Source organism: Enterococcus sp. DIV0755f, from assembly GCF_051713725.1.
Lineage (GTDB): Bacteria > Bacillota > Bacilli > Lactobacillales > Enterococcaceae > Enterococcus_D > Enterococcus_D casseliflavus.
The window spans coordinates 2,424,134-2,440,008 of record NZ_JBIOQL010000001.1 but is presented as its reverse complement, the minus strand read 5'-3'; the positions used below and the strand labels follow the sequence as shown (position 1 = coordinate 2,440,008).

Sequence of the window (15,875 nt, the reverse complement as noted above, 5' to 3'; positions counted from 1 at the left end):
GGAAAATGTTACTTCGTAAAACATAAAAAGGCAGCTTAGGTGCAAGCCGCCAAGGAAAAGTTATTTCGTATAGGTTGAGCCATCACAGCGCGAGCACGGTGGAAGCGTGTCCGTGTGATCATCAAGAGTTACTTTTTGACCACAAGATTTACAAGTATACGTTCCTTTTCCGGGTTTTTCTCCGGTAGTATAAGTCATATTTTTCACCTCCTCTAAGGAGATTATACACTAAAAGGATTTAAAAATGACTAATCGCTAAAAATTTAACTTAAACGGGGAAGTGGTGATTTTGTGAATAAGAAATGGTTAGCTACACTTCATAACAATCCATTGTATAAAGCACGTCAATTACAAGGGATTGCTTATGCCAGCTTATTGTTAAACGGTATTTTGTTAGCTATTTGTTTCCTATTAATGATTGGAGGATAACTAGATGTTTAAAGAAAGAGAAATTATTTTCACTACTAATCGAATGTATGTTAAGCCATACACTCAAAAAATTAAGTCGATTATCTGGAATAAGTTTGAATCGACATGTGAAGTAGAGGATCGTTCATTTGATAGCGATGAGACACCAACGATTGCCTTATATTTTGTTGTTTCAGATGACCAGTTTCAAAAGTTACAAATGGCCATCCCTAAGTTGCTACCGGATTTAGTAAGTAAAGGAGGAATTCAATATGAATAATGACAAGTTAGCTCTGACATTAGCCGATAAGTTGATGGCAAAAGTCAACAGTTTGCTAGATGCAGAAGTTCGAACAATTACTAACGATTTACAGGATACTCAAAAGGATATTGAAGCGAAACGTACGATATCAATAAAGGTTGGAATCAAAGTCACTAGTGATCATCGAGGAATTACCATCGATGCAGAATCAAATCATGGATTGCCGAAACGAGAATTGGAACCAGTTGTTTATCCAATTGATGTCAATAATTCTGGACAGATAAATTTGTTCGAAGATGAGTGAAGGCTGCAGGTGATGTAGATGTTGTCGAAGGCGATCGAATATTTGGAAAAAATGCCTGCAATTGTGATGCAGGTACGTATGAGAAAACGTGGCGAGAATTATGTATACAGTATTGAAGCGAAAACTGAGCGAGGCAGAGTGGAGACGTTTCAGCTGCGTGGAAGGACTCTGTATCACCATATTTTTCATTTGGGAAAACCAACCGAAGAAAAGGTTCTTTTCCAGTTTTCAGAACAATAAAAAAAGCCGCCAAAACTGGCGACTTCTGAGAATGGTGTTTCTTATCTCCGACAAGATAAGTATACCATCCTCAGTCTATTTTTGCAAAAAACGCTGCTATTTCGGCGTTTTATCGTCCTTGTATTAGATACTAACTTAACGGACGTAGAAAATTCTGGGGTGTTTGTCATGAAGAAATCATTTGTTAGAGAACGCAGAGTGGAAGCAGGACCATATAAAGAAATTCGACTTTACAGTAGGACGATCGAGCAGGAACGAAAATGCAGAGAGCCCAGAGGTAGGAGAAAAAAAGTTACTGGCTTATCTCAAGCAAGATGGAATCAAGCCCAAAGTAAACGAAAGGCCGCATTGTTCCTATATGCAAACTTTGGAGAAAAAGATTACTATGCAACATTCACTTATTCCGATCAGTTTCTACCTGAAAAGCCTGCTGATGCCAAGCGTGATCAAGAAAACACTTTGAAAAAACTTAAAAGACTCTATGAGAAAGAAGGATTCGAACTCAAGTACATGTGGTTTACCTCTTATCAATACGATGAGGAAGTAGGCTATATCACTCGAATCCATCACCATATCGTTTTAAACAATGGACCATCAAGGGATGCAATTGAGAATGTTTGGTCTAAAGGTCGAGGAAAGAAGAAGCAGCCTCTTGGTCGAAGGCAAGTGCAAAACATTCAATACAATTCAGATGGGATGCAAGGCTTGGTCAATTATTTAACTGGTCAAGAAAAATGGGAAAACCGCCAGTGGAAGAAAGGTCAAAAGCGATGGTCCAAGAGTCGAAACCTGAAAGAACCACATGAAACCACCAATGATGATTATTGGTCATTTAGAAAACTAAATAAATTAGGTATGTCCAACGATGATGGAGCAGAGGAGATTCTTAAGAGGTTTCCTCAATACCGGATTTTAGGAGATATATTGAAAATCTACGATGAGGATCGTGGATGGTATTTCAAAATCGAACTGTTCAGAAATGATGATGGATAGAGAAAGAGGTAGAAATGGAAAGTAAACAAACGTATCTGGTCGCCTGCTTTGATAAATCAGATTGTATCGACATGATGCAGGAAGTCTTTTTGATGTTAAACATTGATGATCAAAACAAAGGGAAATTTTCTCCATGTATTAAAACATTGGAAATCAAATCAGAAGAAAAGAAAATCCGGTTTCTTCAAAATCAGCAAATTTGCGATGCTGCATCAAACAAGTTAAATGATCATTCAGCATACACAGGAATAGTTAAGAGTGATCGGTATTCACAATTCGTTTGTTTTGAAGATAAAGCACATTATGAGCGCATTTACCGAAGAACATTAGATACATTTGGGCAAAACGACAAAGAAGGATTTATTACTGAACTAATGAAGAAAGTAGGTAGAAACGATGTCTTCAAGAAAATACCAAAATAGAGTCAACAATGATTTGGGCGATATCTTTGAAAAAATGATTGATCAAGGATGTTGGTATTACAGAACAAAAGAAATTGCTTTAATTGAAAAAACACCTGAACCTTTTCGTGTGAAGCAGATACTCGGCGATGGCAGAATGATCGTTTATCCGATCGGGAAAGCTCAACCAGATTATAAAGGCACTCTCTGGGATGGACGTGCCATTGTTTTTGAAGCAAAGATGACCACAACGGATCGATTAAAAAAATCAGTGATCACACAAAATCAGGCGGCCTTGTTGGATCTCCATCAAAAATTAGGAGCGATGGCAGGTGTTTGCTGCATGATCAAAAAGACCGTTGGGTTTATCCCATGGAGTGATTGGCAGAACATGAAAGAAAAATATGGCCGTCAGTACATTCTTGAAGAAGAGTTGGAAGAGTATCAGGTTGCTACGCCGGGCTACATCGATTTTCTGAATAAAACGAATTGGTGATCCTATGGATGAAAGAATAACCAGTTTTAAAGTAGCACGTGTCGAATTCACCATGTTTTGCGAGGTAAGAGGATGGACGGTTGAGTATTTTTCTAACAATCCCAAGAATTACCGTCAATACTATGCAAGATGTTACGTTCCGGAGAAGGCAGATACCTATCATTTTATTATTACACTTGCAGGGAAGTACTATCGCCTTCTTGGAAATAAGCAGTGGGAGCCTTATGAATATGTGTTTAAGCCAGCAGATGCAGGAGGTGATCAACATGAAACAGAACCAACAGGCGATGAAGCAGAAAGAACATGAGAAAAAGAAACGCCACAGAGAACGTGCTTTAAAACTACAACGATTGCTTTACCTTTCTAGCCTTGATGATCGAGAGATTGATCCATTAATTGAGGACGAGCGAGAAGCATTGCGTGTTGAACTTTGGAGAGGTGAGCAATCCCATTTGCGAATTGTAGAGGTTCTTTACAAAGGCGAAGTGATTTTCACAGGTACTCGGAAAGACGTATGTCGGAAGTGCAAAAAAGCAAATCGAACGATGAGCGATTTATTACGTTATGGTCATGAAGATAAACAAGGAAGGACTTACCGCTATAAGGATTGGAATGGAACCATTGACGATGGGGTTGATTACGATTAATCAAAATAATTGGAGGGAAATTCATGAATGAGTTAGTTGAATTAGTAGAACAATGGTCAAAAGAAAAAGGATTGGATAAAGCAGATTCTAGCAAACAAATGTTGAAAGTTGTCGAAGAAACTGGTGAAGTTGCAGCTGCATTAGCAAGAAACGATCGAGATGCACTAAGAGATAGTATTGGCGATGTAGTAGTAACCCTGATCATCTTGGCAATGCAAAATGATATGGATTTATACGAGTGCTTGAATTTTGCTTATGACGAAATCAAAGGACGGACTGGAAAGATGGTCAATGGTGTTTTCGTTAAGTCCAGTGACCTGAAATAATTCCAGAATCGGAAGAAATTACCAACTTGGAAAGAAAAAAGACCAACACAAGTTGATCTAATTAATCCTTATAATGAATACTTCCATCTGGCTCTAGTCTTGGTGTAATTGCGACGCCTTTTCCGTCAGAACCGATAACAATTGTTTGAATATATTGTACCTGTGTCTCGGGATCAGTAATAACAAAGATTTCGTTGGTTCTGCCTTTATAAACTTTTTCAACTTCAAATTCAATATTGTTCGCCATAGAATCACTCCTTTTAAATAAAATATCATAATAAACAAACAAAATAAATAAATACTATAAATGTTTGTAGATATGAAAATTTAGTAACGACAGAGATTGCGGAATAGGAGGGTAAACATGAAAGCAAAAGATTTGATTAGTATATTGCAAAATAATCCGGATGCAGAAGTTGTAGTTTCTACCGTTAGTTACTATGAAAAAAGTCATTATGAAGCAGGATATGAGCGGGGAACCCCTCAACACGTGGAAAGCATTACAGTAGATTTGGGGTATAACCAGATCAAGCTTGATGGTGGAAAAGAACGAACAATTTAGTCAGTAATCCACCAAAATAGTCAACTAGCGAAATGAAATAAGAATCAGTTGTGATTTTCAGATTTCTTTAGTTTCATTGCTCGTATTAGATGGACGCAAAAGCTGGCAAAAAATAAAAGCCCTGCAATTTTTGGAATGGCACCAAATGAAGTTAAAAATAAAAAAGCTGCTATAAGGTTTACAAAAGCGGCTAACAGATAAAGGTAGAAACTAGTTTTTCTGTTCAATGTACTCACTCCTTTTGAACAGAATATCATATTTTATTTTCAATGTAAAAAAATGATTAAAAAGGAAGTTTTGAATAAATATTTTCACTATCTAACGAAATAAAAAAACTACCCTAAAAGAGTAGTAACTATGTCACAGATTATCTTTATTAGAATCGGCAATCCCATGTTTAACTGCTAACCTGATGATTCCATAAAGCATAAATCCTATAAAAATATACCAAATAAAAGCTAAAAAAGTTCCCAAAGCAATACCTCCTTTTAGGTATTGTAACATATTTTATATTTTACCAAGTCAGTTATCCGACGAAATGCTTTAATCAGAACAGATAATTAAAAGGATTCAAAATTTCTAAAAACAAGTCAAGAAATAATTCTTTAAAGTTTAGAAAGAAAGGTTCTCTTTTAAAAACTAATCTAAAAAAACTGATTATGAGAGATGCAACGAGACACAACAAAAAATATATCAAAGCAAATATTAGTATTACTGAAACTACTTCTTTTACTTTGTCCATAAAAAGACTCCTTTTTAATTAATAATCAAATTATATCATTAAGGGGAGTCAGCAACCCTTACAGTATTGCAAGACAGTAAATAATAAAAGATAGCAGTAAATTTCCGCAATCGTCAGCTATAACGGAATAATCACAACAAAAAACCAGCACCATTGGAGCAGAGGTACTGGAAAGGCTACGTTTAAAATTGATTGGGCCTCAATACTTTTGATTAGGAGTGTGCCTTTTTTTAAATAGTACTTTAGTTAATCATTTTCAGCAAATAAAAAACCAACAACTATAAAGTTGCTGGCGATACCTAAAAATTTAAAAGGGTTAGTTAAAAGAATATAAAAGCATTACAAATATTCTAAAGCAAAAGTTGGAGGTAATTCAAGACCCACTATGAGTCTTCTTTTCGAACAATATGAATTCCGTTATCAGCAAGTTGTTCGCTAATACTATGGAATAATCTAAAATTGAATTCCATTTCAAGACAACGAAAGAACTCGTCTTGATATTCACTAGTAATATCGGACGCAGTTTTTAATAAGTCGTTTGGATCGTCTGTCAGTTCAAGCTCGACTGGTAGACACTCCAAATCATTTAAAACGTATTCCGCAGCAGATTTCATAGCAGCACGTGCATCAACAGTAATTTTCATACGATCGCCTCCTGTGGCGATTATATCATGGATGGAGGGATAAAATGGCACCAAAATTTAGATGTTGGTTTAAAGATACTGGAACACAAGCTGCTCACATGGTTGAATGGCATGAATTAAGAGAATTCAAAGCATTGGGGGATTTGCTTCAGTACAGCGGAGAAAACAAATCGTTTCACCTCATGCAATCCACTGGCTTAAAGGACAAGAACGGCGTAGATATTTTTGAAGGCGACGTTGTAAAAGTATCTGACGGGGGCAACGAAGAAGATAGCTACACCAGTGTGGTTAAGAATTATGCGGACGAGGGTTACCCAGCCTTTGATATTGAAGCTCCCAGCTCGTGGTATTACGAAAGCAACGTTTTGTCTACAATTATGGGGGGAGATTACGAGACAATCGAAGTTATCGGCAATGTTTGGGAGAACCCAAACCTACTGGAGCAAACCTATGAAAACTAGTTATTCTATCATCATAATACTGCTACTGATGATCGCTGGTCTAAGTTGGCTATCCTATACAATAGTTGATCAACAGGAACAAATTGAGCAGCTAGAACAGCAGCTGCAGCATGAGCAGATGAAGTACAAGATTATTATTAATGATCCGCTGGTGCGAGATGCGATGGAAAGTGGAGGATGATTATGACAGTTGCAGTTTTAGGTTTCACAGGATTCGTAATTATAATGGTCGTTGCAGTAATTGTTGGAAAAAAGATGGACGAGAGGGAAGGTAAATAAAAAAGCCACTTCCTTTTTGGAAAGTGACCAACGCAAGATTATTTTACCATAAAAGGAGTGGCGTTTGTGAGGTACCAATGGCTTAAAAATTATCAAGATTTAGAAGAGCAGATCCTCTTCATGAAATGGAATCTTAACAAAAGTAAGTTGGAATTGGAACGGTGGGTCAGTGGTGATTTAGCAAACGTCCGTCTTGAAAAAAACTCAAGGTCAGCTTCTTTAGAAGAGAATATTCAAGTAATTGAAGAAGAGATTGAATTACTAGAAGAACAACTAAATGAAATGGTTCTATTGATAAAATCGTTTAAGGGATTAGACAATCAAATAATAGCTTAATGGAGCAGTATGGTTTATCCGGTGAAGAAGCAATGGATTTGATTGCAAAGGCTGGACAGAATGGTTTAGATAAAACAGACGAGCTAGGAGATAACTTAGCAGAGTATGTGACAAACTTTAAAGATGCTGGTTATTCAGCAGAAGATATGTTTGCAATTTTGGAAACAGGATTGGATTCAGGCGCTTATAACCTCGATAAGGTGAACGATCTAGTAAAAGAATTTGGTAATCGCTTAGTCGGCGGAGACGTTCAATCGGCTGTTGAAAATTTGGGTGGTAATTTTGTTAATCTGTACAAACAGATCCAAAATGGAAATCTTTCTTCCAAGGACGCTTTTCAGTTACTCGCTGGCGAAATCAATAAATTAAGCAGTGATCAAGAAAAAGCGGCGGCTATCGCTGCTATCTTTGGCTCGCAAGGGGAAGATGCTGGTATTAAAGTAGTTGAATCTATGGGGAAAGCTAGCGATGCTCTATTTGAGAATAAACAGGCTTATGAAGACGCAACTGGTGCGGCCAAAGAAATGACTGACGGCGTTGAGGAGTCGGTTACGTATCAATCAGCAATGAATGAGTTGTTATCAGCTGCAGGCGTTGTAGGTGAACAATTAGCACCAACAATACTAGGCATTGCCCAAGTGGTAAAAGAAGCGGCACAGTGGTTTAAAGGACTTGATGAAAATGCACAAAATACGATTATGACTATCGCAGGAATTGCTGCAGTAGTTGGACCTGCTTTAATTGCTTTTGGATCAATAGCTGGATCTATCACGAAAATAGCTTCAGCGGCTAGTGGATTCTTTGGCGTATGGATGAAAGGTGCTGAAATGTTGAGCCTTTCTGGTGGAGCTTTTACATTAGTTGTTGCTGGTATTGTGTTACTGATTGCTGGTTTAGTGATGGCATACAACAAAGTAGAATGGTTTAGGAACGGTGTAAATGCATTCTTTCAAGGTATATCGGATGTCGCAGTAGAGATATTCAATTTTCTTGGAGGATATTTTGGTAATGTGTTTGGTGGCATCATACAAAATTTCCAGAACTTCTTTGATGCCGGCAAGAGAATTTTTACCGGATTTATAGATTTTATAACTGGTGCGTTTACTGGTGATTGGGAACTAGCTTGGAAAGGCGTTGCAAATATTTTCGGTGGTATATTAGATGGAATCGCTGCTATGGCGAAAGCGCCAATTAACGGAATGATCGGCTTGATTAATGGATTTTTAGGTGGTTTGAATAATATCAAGATTCCTAAATGGGTACCTGGTGTTGGCGGTAAAAGCTTCAATATTTCCACTTTGCCTTATTTGGCAGATGGCGGTCATGTACTGAATGGCCAAGCAATCGTTGGTGAAGCTGGTCCCGAATTGCTTACGAACAAAAACGGTAAGACTACTGTTACTCCGTTATCAGACGAAGAAAAACGCAAAGGCATTGGCGGCAAAGTACAGCCTTCCAAAGTGGAACAACATATCCACATTGGCAATGTCGATGCGAATAACCCAAGCGAATTAAACAAAATGAACCGTAAATTTTACCGTGCAAGCAAACAAGCACTTGGCGGAATAGGAGGATAAATATAAGGCACCTAGCTTATCGGCTGGGTGTCTTTTTTGTTATGCTTGGAATATCGTATACTAGGAGGGTTATTGGTAAGACGAAGATTATGATTGAGTATGAAAATATAAGCATTCGATAGGCATATTCCTTTTCCTATGTCATAAATTACTATATGATTATTATGATGACGGAACATAGTTCCCCTTGCGCGGCGTATGAGAATATGCTGTGCTTTTTTTACAAAAAACCACTCCTTTTAAAGAGTGGTAATCAATTATATTATTTCATCATTGAGCTTTTAACCACTCTGATTCCGGTTTTACAATAAGTCTAGCATTGTTATACGCCATATCAAGAGTTAAACACGTTCTAGCGGTATAAATGTTACCCTCTTTTTTCAAAACTAACGCTAAATCAGCTTGATTTTCTTTAATTAAAGAAAGAGGAATTAACAACTGTAAGTTGTTTTTGTAAAACTGCGGAACTGCTAATTTATAATTTGCAGATACTCTTTTTTCAGCAGTTTTGATAGCACCTTCAAGAATTTGAACCAAAACTAGAGGCTCCATTTCACTATAACTTTTAGGAAGACGGTTAATATTTTCTTTGTCTCCTAAAATATGTCTGACATTTGCTCTTATCTCTAATCTATAATCATATACTAAGTCTGATGCTTCTTTAAAAAATTGAGCTCTTAAAGGAAGCTCCTCAAAAACATTAAGTTCCGAGTCACTGGGAACTTTAAAGCCTACTAAAAACCAAGGTGACTGATCATCGCCTTCTTTTTTATAGACATTTTTCTTAAAATAAGCAAAAATCGGTTCATAATATTCATTGAAAAGTCCAGTGTTGAAGCAGCATTTATCAGAATTAAAACATACAAATTTGTGTTTATCTTCAATAGAATTCATATTATAATCTGAAGCTAATTTACTAAAAGTGAAATTTAAATAATTTTTTAGTATTCTATTTTCATTCCCCCAGTCTTCTTTAATTGCTTTTCTTGAAAGCTCGTTAATATAATCTTTAAAATTCATTTCTTTAGTTCTACAATACGCAAATTGAAACAAATCTTCTGGTATCATACTTATCTCTCCTTGTTCATTGTTGATTATTTTCAATAATCATATCATATCTAAAATCTATATGTTGACTTTATCCAAAGAAATGTTAATATTAACTCGTAGATGATATTAGTTAGTTGAAAATAAATTTTTACTTGACGATAAGAGTGTTTACCAAAAAAATTTTTAGTTGATGATAAGTTTGTTTTAGATTTAAGATTGAAAAGATTTTAAGTTTGAAAGATTTTTAAGAAGAGGAGACAGCCAATTTCAATTGGCTGTCTTTTTCGTTTAAATAATTCACAAAAAAAATAACCACTCCAGGGGAGGAGTGGCACAATTAGATGAAAAAGTTTTTCACATTTCATGCTGGTCAAAAAAAGTTATATACTTCTCTAAAAGTTTAAAATCCTGTTCCAAATTTTTTCTAATGATTATCTGATCTCCGAAAAACGATTTTCGAGATGTACGTGCTATCTTGTGATAAACATTATTTTTAATTAAATAGTCTAATTCTTCATTATTTTTCTCGAGGTTGCTTTGATCAGACGAAGATTGAAAGTATCGTATCGAATAGTATTCTAGGTGTCTTGCATTGTTAATGACTTTTCTATAATGTAGTTTATCAACTTTCATAGAATCACCTCTAATACAAATTTACATCATTCTTAACTTTCTATCAATATGTTTAATTAATAAAATGCAAATTTTAATCCTATAATTAATATAAATGGGTAAAATTTTAAAGTTAAGAACATATTATAAGAGATTTATAATCAATAATATCTATTACGTTGAAATAATGATAAAATAAACAAGAAGAGTATTAGGCGCACTTCCCCAAGTTTTCACCGCCTAACTACTCTTCATAAAATATTGCACGCATCTATTAATTTATAGCATAAACTAAATTACTGCAAGTAAAACGAATATATTTATGTACAAGCTCGCCTTAGCAAGTCATTTGTTTACCGAGGAAAGTGATTGTTATTAAGCGCTCGTTGCAAAGTTGTGACTAATATGCCATAACTGGCTTATTGGGTATAACTTTGATTGATCACCAAATAGTAATATGCATATCAAGTCGGAGCTATAATATTGAATTATTCACAAAAAACTTTTACTCTATTACTTGTCGATTTGAAAAACTATTCGAATTTTTTTAAACTTTTTAATGCTTATATAATAAAAAATCCGCCCAATAATTGAGCGGAAGTTTGCCCCACGCGCAATGAGAATTATTGACCCACATAATGACCCACAAACACTTAACACATTTTAAAATACAATGAAATGGTTTGGCGTTGCTATGTGGTTTTGCAAATATATTGAGAGTGGATAATGCCCTATGACAAGCATTTATAATCCCTGTACTCTCCTTATATCAACGCTTTGGAGCGTTTAGCCTATCTTTCGAGATAGGCTTTTTTGTTTGTTGTGGGCAGAAAAATGGGCCGAGAAGCTAACTGACTGCCGAGTTTGCTCGATGACCATCTGAAAAACCCTCAGCTTACACTCAATCGGGAAATCAACAGAAATGTACGCCAATTCGCTGGACCCTTTTTTCTTGTGGTGCGGCAATAAACGAAAAGAATCAATCGGGCAAACGTGCTAAGGCGTATTCAATTTGTTCAGAAGTAAAGCCTTCATAGGAAAGTTGGTTCGCTACACGCTCATCTGATAAGGATAAATTTTGCGAGTAGCGAATTGCTTTTTTCAAAGCTTGCTCGTTCCAATCGGCATCCACGGTGGCTACGGCAAAGTCTGCTGCGCTCTCAGAAAAATCTTCATAGAGTAGTTGGCGTTTCAAGCTCGACTGAGAAAACGCATTGCTGGATAAGTATCTTTCTGCACGATTCAGTGCATTTCTTTCTTCACGAGAAAGTTGAGGTGTATGTTGCTCGTTGTTTGCGGGTTCTTCTTGTTGCGCGCTGCTTGCTTCGTTGTTGCCAGCTGTTTGTTCTCCTTGTGGTTGTTCCATGGAAGCAGCGGCATCGCCAAAGGATTCATTTTTCCTTGCTTCGTTACGTAAAGAAAGGCTTAATTGCGCAGTGATGCTATCGAAAGACGTCACATCTTGGTAGAAGGACAAGCCACCATACGAAAACAAGACAATAAAGGCGGAAGCGACAATGAGAAAAACATTTCGATCTCGTTTGTTTTTTTGAGTTATCAACCCAATATAAAATAAGATAATGCCAAAAATGAAACCGATCAAACCGATAAAAAACAAACCAGCGAAAAATGTAGCCATAAGCATCCCCCCTAATAAAACAGTTTCCTAAAGTTAATAGTACTATGTCTGGAATCAGAAAACAGATTTGTCTTTTCATGAATAGAGGAAAAGAATGATTTGACAAATGTAACGTGTATGCTATTAATGGATCATTCATATGTATTAAAGAAGTGACGCTCAAGAATTACTGGTAAAATCGCTGGTAAACGAAATGAAAGTATGGTTGTATCAGTAGGAGGGAAGAAGATGGATTTTCAAGAAAAAGATTATTTTATGCGTTACACAAAAATTGCGGCACAGGGATTGAGCAAGTTTATTACGCAAGGATCTGTTGATGAAATCTTACAGCTGGATGAACAGCAAAGTGGACAGAAGCAAGAAGCGGATACTGCAAAAGACAAAAGCGAGCCAAAAAACAAGAAAGCACCTAGCTAATTTTTTCCTTAGCGAGGTGCTTTCAGTACGAATCGGTATCCTTCATTTGGATAAACTCCTTATGCAGTTTTTTTCAATTCTTGTACAGCTTGCTCGATCGTAATTCCAGTCGCAAAATGATTCGCATCTTTTTTATCGAAAACGATAAATAAATTCAATTTGGTATCCAGAGTTACACGATATTGTAGATCTGTGTTATAGAATGTCATAGTCATTCTCCTTTCTTAAAACTTGTCATTGAAAGGCAACGGTTAGTTGATAACGAAATTCCATAGTTAGAATAACACTTTTTTTCACATTCGTCCAATAAAACTATCAAACGAACGAATCTGACTGATCCTTTTCAAGAAATCAATGCCTGAGAATGGCAGCAAAAGAAGTTTCATGGAGTCAGTAAATTCGGGAAAAGTATCTTTGTATATTTTCAGAAAAATAGAATTCATAAAAAATTTCTTAAGAATTTTGAGGATAGCTATTTTCTTAGATAACAAATTTGTAAGATTGAGAGTATGAGTTGGTTGGAAACCTTGATATCATAAGGTTTATCTCCAAATTATGTTTTGTGCAAAAATATATTGATTGTATTTTTTTGAAAAAGAGATCGTATCTCTTGAATTCTATGGTATGATTTACTTTAGAAAAATGAAAATGGATTATGAAAACGGATGTGAAAATATGTGCGGAATTGTCGGCTTTGTCAATTCAAAAGACCAAAAAGAAATCATTATTGAACGCATGATGGACCGGATCGTTCATCGCGGACCAAACAGTTCAGGAAAATTTACCGACGACCAAGTAGCGTTAGGGTTTCGTCGTTTATCGATCATCGACTTAGAAGGTGGCTCACAACCGATTTTTAACGAGGATCGAACAAAAGTCATTATTTTTAATGGGGAAATCTATAATTTTCAAGTGTTGCGGGAAGAATTGATCCAAGCGGGTCATGTTTTTTCTACCCATGCGGATACCGAAGTAGTCTTACATGGCTATGAGGAGTGGGGCATTGATGTTTTGCAGCGCCTGCGGGGAATGTTTGCTTTTGCCATCTGGGATACTCAAAAACAAGAGCTTTTCGGCGCACGGGATCACTTTGGGATCAAACCATATTACTATGCGCAAATGAATGGCAGTTTTATGTTTGGTTCTGAAATCAAGAGCTTTTTGCCTCATCCAGATTTCAAGAAAGAGTTGAACCAAGAGGCATTGAAACCTTATTTGACGTTTCAATACTCGCCTTTGAACGGAGAAACCTTCTTTAAAGGCGTTCATCGTTTGCAAGAAGGGCATTATTATTTGTTTAATGAACAGGGATTGACGATCAAGCAGTATTGGGATGCAGATTTTTCAGTGAAAGAAAATCATTCAAGAGAAGAATGGGTCGACAAAATCGATCAAGCAGTCCAGGAATCAATTGCCGCTCATCAAATCAGTGATGTTGAAGTCGGCTCATTTTTATCCAGTGGTGTCGATTCAAGTTACGTAGCTTCTGTCTTGCGACCAGATCGCTCGTTTTCAATCGGGTTCGATGACAAAACCTACAACGAAGCGATCGAGGCCCGCAAATTGACGGAAAAACTTGGTTTGAACAACACAGCAGCGGTCATCGATGGTGAAATGTCCTTTGAGGCATTCCCGTTGATTCAGTATCACTTGGACGAACCAGATTCTAACCCAAGCTGTGTCCCTTTGTACTTTTTAGCCAATCTGGCAGCACAGCAAGTGCGAGTCGTTCAATCTGGGGAAGGGGCAGATGAATTATTTGCCGGTTATGCTGCTTATGGCTTCCACACAAACTCTAAAGCGGTGCGCGTTTTTGCCCAAGGGTTGAAAAAATTGCCACAAAACATCCGCTTTCGTTTGGGACGTCAAATCGGCAAAATGAAAAACTTCCATGGTCGAATCCATCTTTATGAAGCCACGGCACCTGCCCAAGACTTCTTTATCGGGCAAGCACTGGTCTTTGAAGAAGAGGAAGCATTGCAGCTTTTAAAACCAACGTATCAAAAAGGACCCTCTGTTGCTGAAATCGTTGCGCCTCATTACGAGAAAGTCAATGGTCTCAAAGACGAGGTCAATAAGATGCAATATTTAGATCTTCATCAGTGGATGCCGAAGGATATCTTGTTAAAAGCAGACAAAATGTCCATGGCGAGTTCCTTGGAATTACGTGTTCCTTTATTGGATATCGAGATGCAGAAGTTGTCGCAAACGATCCCGACTAAATATTTGATCAATCAAAACAACACCAAAGATGTGTTTCGACAAGCGTCAAACCGTCATTTGCCAAAAGAGTGGGCAAACCGTGAAAAACTCGGCTTTCCTGTACCTATCAAGGCATGGCTGAAAGAAGGAACAGGGTATGAAGCAGTCAAGAGCCTTTTTGAGTCAGACTTTGCGGCAACCTTCTTCGATCAAACAGCAATTTTACAAATGCTTGAAGACCATCGCCAAGGAAAACCGAATCTTCAGCGAAAAATCTGGACGATCTTTACGTTCTTGACCTGGTATAAAGTATTCTTTATTGATGAATCGATTCCAGAAGCCAAAGAAATCGTTTATGAAACACTTTGATTTGAATATGGCAGCAAAAAAAAAAGCTGATGCGGACATCCCGCATCGGCTTTTTTTATAGACCTAAATATTTTTCCAAGTAATCGACCATGCCATCTTCCGCATTGGTTTTGTCGGTAACATCATTGGCGATCGATTTTAATTGTTGCGTGCCATTCGCCATGGCAACGCCCCAGCCCGCATAATCTAGCATCTCCAAATCGTTGTGTTCATCACCAAAAGCGATGATATCTTGTCGATCCAAAGACAAAGAATCCGCGATCACCGAAAGACCAAGTGCTTTATGGACCCCTTTTGGTACGATCTCTAAGATAGCTTGAGGTCCGCCCCATGTTCGAACATCGACCGCATCGTCGAATTGATCCTTGATACGTAAAGAAACAGATTCTGCTAATTCATTTTCGGTTTTCACCAGTAATGAAGTGGGGTCCGTTTTTAAATTTGCTAATAGATTTTTTTCGGAAGCATTGCCCGAAAAGAAAAAGTGCTGATCAAATCCGCTTAGGTCATCGATGAAAAAGGTTTCGCGATTTTCTGCTGCCACAAACGTCAGCCCCAGCTGCTCTTTTTGCGCCATGAGCTCAAACGCAATTTCTCGAGAGATCGAGTGCTCCATTTCATTTGCCCAGACTTGTCGAGGTTTATGGACTAACCCACCGTTAAAATTGACCATTGGTGTTGTGAGCGCCAATTCTTTATAGAATTGATCGCTCATACGAAAAGGTCTTCCTGTAGCGATGGTAACAAAGTGTCCCGCTTTGGTGGCGCGAACCAGTACCTCACGTGTGCGAGGGGAAAGTTGGGATTCAGTATTTAAGGTTGTGCCATCTAAATCAATGGCGATGATTTTTGGTTTCAAAAGACTCGCTCCATTCTCTTATGGTAGTGGCTTAAGTGTAACATATTTC

The 15,875-nt window shown here is 37.2% G+C and carries 22 protein-coding genes and 1 pseudogene; 16 read left to right on the top strand and 7 right to left on the bottom strand.

Annotated features, from left to right (window positions below):
* Positions 1-60 precede the first annotated feature (60 nt).
* On the bottom strand, positions 61-198 hold the full coding sequence (locus tag IGI73_RS11170) for a zinc ribbon-containing protein (RefSeq protein WP_438759217.1): 138 nt from the start codon (positions 196-198) through the stop codon (positions 61-63).
* Positions 199-291: 93 nt separating this feature from the next.
* Between IGI73_RS11170 and IGI73_RS11165 the strand changes: the two genes are divergently transcribed.
* The 9 genes from IGI73_RS11165 to IGI73_RS11125 all read left to right on the top strand — a co-directional run bounded on the left by IGI73_RS11165 (position 292) and on the right by IGI73_RS11125 (position 4,077).
* Positions 292-429, top strand: coding sequence for a hypothetical protein (locus IGI73_RS11165; RefSeq protein WP_170927549.1), 138 nt, complete (start codon positions 292-294; stop codon positions 427-429).
* A 4-nt stretch (positions 430-433) separates the two neighbouring features.
* Entirely contained in the window at positions 434-688 is a 255-nt protein-coding gene (locus tag IGI73_RS11160; protein ID WP_087627986.1) for a hypothetical protein, read from the top strand.
* The gene (locus IGI73_RS11155; RefSeq protein ID WP_142964693.1) at positions 681-974 is read left to right on the top strand and encodes a hypothetical protein; all 294 of its coding nucleotides are present in this window, start codon (positions 681-683) and stop codon (positions 972-974) included. Before IGI73_RS11160 ends, IGI73_RS11155 begins: the two co-directional genes overlap by 8 nt.
* 408 nt (positions 975-1,382) lie before the next feature.
* Positions 1,383-2,207 carry a rolling circle replication-associated protein gene (locus tag IGI73_RS11150; RefSeq protein ID WP_438759216.1) on the top strand — a complete coding sequence of 275 codons (825 nt, stop codon included), beginning with the start codon at positions 1,383-1,385 and terminating at the stop codon, positions 2,205-2,207.
* Between the two features lie 14 nt (positions 2,208-2,221).
* A complete protein-coding gene (locus IGI73_RS11145) occupies positions 2,222-2,629 on the top strand; it encodes a hypothetical protein (RefSeq protein WP_438759215.1) in 408 nt (135 codons plus the stop codon).
* Positions 2,604-3,104, top strand: a complete 501-nt coding sequence (locus IGI73_RS11140; RefSeq protein ID WP_438759214.1) for a Holliday junction resolvase RecU — start codon at positions 2,604-2,606, stop codon at positions 3,102-3,104. The genes IGI73_RS11145 and IGI73_RS11140 overlap by 26 nt, the downstream gene beginning before the upstream one ends.
* A 4-nt stretch (positions 3,105-3,108) precedes the next feature.
* On the top strand, positions 3,109-3,411 hold the full coding sequence (locus IGI73_RS11135) for a hypothetical protein (protein WP_438759213.1): 303 nt from the start codon (positions 3,109-3,111) through the stop codon (positions 3,409-3,411).
* Positions 3,371-3,751 carry a hypothetical protein gene (locus IGI73_RS11130; RefSeq protein ID WP_438759212.1) on the top strand — a complete coding sequence of 127 codons (381 nt, stop codon included), beginning with the start codon at positions 3,371-3,373 and terminating at the stop codon, positions 3,749-3,751. The genes IGI73_RS11135 and IGI73_RS11130 overlap by 41 nt, the downstream gene beginning before the upstream one ends.
* Before the next feature lie 23 nt (positions 3,752-3,774).
* Positions 3,775-4,077: a MazG-like family protein gene (locus IGI73_RS11125; protein WP_438759211.1), complete on the top strand. Its 303-nt coding sequence runs from the start codon at positions 3,775-3,777 to the stop codon at positions 4,075-4,077.
* 61 nt (positions 4,078-4,138) lie between these two features.
* On the opposite strand, the gene IGI73_RS11120 is transcribed toward IGI73_RS11125, so the two are convergent.
* Positions 4,139-4,324, bottom strand: coding sequence for a DUF6440 family protein (locus IGI73_RS11120; protein ID WP_003126526.1), 186 nt, complete (start codon positions 4,322-4,324; stop codon positions 4,139-4,141).
* Between the two features lie 117 nt (positions 4,325-4,441).
* Here IGI73_RS11120 and IGI73_RS11115 point away from each other — a divergent pair, with 117 nt between their 5' ends.
* The gene (locus IGI73_RS11115) at positions 4,442-4,639 is read left to right on the top strand and encodes a hypothetical protein (RefSeq protein WP_016610885.1); all 198 of its coding nucleotides are present in this window, start codon (positions 4,442-4,444) and stop codon (positions 4,637-4,639) included.
* 1,125 nt (positions 4,640-5,764) lie between these two features.
* Here the strand turns inward: IGI73_RS11115 and IGI73_RS11110 are convergent.
* Positions 5,765-6,025, bottom strand: a complete 261-nt coding sequence (locus IGI73_RS11110; protein ID WP_029487098.1) for a hypothetical protein — start codon at positions 6,023-6,025, stop codon at positions 5,765-5,767.
* Between the two features lie 44 nt (positions 6,026-6,069).
* Between IGI73_RS11110 and IGI73_RS11105 the strand changes: the two genes are divergently transcribed.
* The 4 genes and pseudogenes from IGI73_RS11105 (at position 6,070) to IGI73_RS11090 (ending at position 8,678) form a co-directional block, all read left to right on the top strand.
* Positions 6,070-6,486, top strand: coding sequence for a YopX family protein (locus IGI73_RS11105; RefSeq protein WP_086292977.1), 417 nt, complete (start codon positions 6,070-6,072; stop codon positions 6,484-6,486).
* A complete protein-coding gene (locus IGI73_RS11100) occupies positions 6,476-6,667 on the top strand; it encodes a hypothetical protein (RefSeq protein WP_438759210.1) in 192 nt (63 codons plus the stop codon). The genes IGI73_RS11105 and IGI73_RS11100 overlap by 11 nt, the downstream gene beginning before the upstream one ends.
* A 164-nt stretch (positions 6,668-6,831) precedes the next feature.
* Positions 6,832-7,095, top strand: a pseudogene (locus tag IGI73_RS11095) (hypothetical protein); the annotation flags it as partial.
* A gap of 38 nt (positions 7,096-7,133) precedes the next feature.
* Positions 7,134-8,678: a phage tail tape measure protein gene (locus IGI73_RS11090; protein WP_438759209.1), complete on the top strand. Its 1,545-nt coding sequence runs from the start codon at positions 7,134-7,136 to the stop codon at positions 8,676-8,678.
* A 270-nt stretch (positions 8,679-8,948) separates the two neighbouring features.
* Here IGI73_RS11090 and IGI73_RS11085 read toward each other — a convergent pair whose 3' ends face one another.
* Both IGI73_RS11085 and IGI73_RS11080 read right to left on the bottom strand, forming a co-directional pair.
* A complete protein-coding gene (locus tag IGI73_RS11085) occupies positions 8,949-9,746 on the bottom strand; it encodes a DUF3825 domain-containing protein (protein WP_438759208.1) in 798 nt (265 codons plus the stop codon).
* A 1,573-nt stretch (positions 9,747-11,319) separates the two neighbouring features.
* Positions 11,320-11,979, bottom strand: coding sequence for an Ltp family lipoprotein (locus tag IGI73_RS11080; RefSeq protein ID WP_428206548.1), 660 nt, complete (start codon positions 11,977-11,979; stop codon positions 11,320-11,322).
* 228 nt (positions 11,980-12,207) lie between these two features.
* Between IGI73_RS11080 and IGI73_RS11075 the strand changes: the two genes are divergently transcribed.
* Entirely contained in the window at positions 12,208-12,396 is a 189-nt protein-coding gene (locus IGI73_RS11075; RefSeq protein WP_016608598.1) for a hypothetical protein, read from the top strand.
* A gap of 59 nt (positions 12,397-12,455) precedes the next feature.
* On the opposite strand, the gene IGI73_RS11070 is transcribed toward IGI73_RS11075, so the two are convergent.
* Positions 12,456-12,605, bottom strand: a complete 150-nt coding sequence (locus IGI73_RS11070) for a hypothetical protein (protein ID WP_005229155.1) — start codon at positions 12,603-12,605, stop codon at positions 12,456-12,458.
* A 466-nt stretch (positions 12,606-13,071) separates the two neighbouring features.
* Here IGI73_RS11070 and asnB point away from each other — a divergent pair, with 466 nt between their 5' ends.
* Positions 13,072-14,967 (top strand): asparagine synthase (glutamine-hydrolyzing), encoded by a 1,896-nt coding sequence (gene asnB, locus IGI73_RS11065; protein ID WP_010749664.1) that lies wholly within the window; start codon positions 13,072-13,074, stop codon positions 14,965-14,967.
* A gap of 55 nt (positions 14,968-15,022) precedes the next feature.
* Here asnB and IGI73_RS11060 read toward each other — a convergent pair whose 3' ends face one another.
* A complete protein-coding gene (locus IGI73_RS11060) occupies positions 15,023-15,826 on the bottom strand; it encodes a Cof-type HAD-IIB family hydrolase (protein ID WP_005229159.1) in 804 nt (267 codons plus the stop codon).
* Positions 15,827-15,875 lie beyond the last annotated feature (49 nt).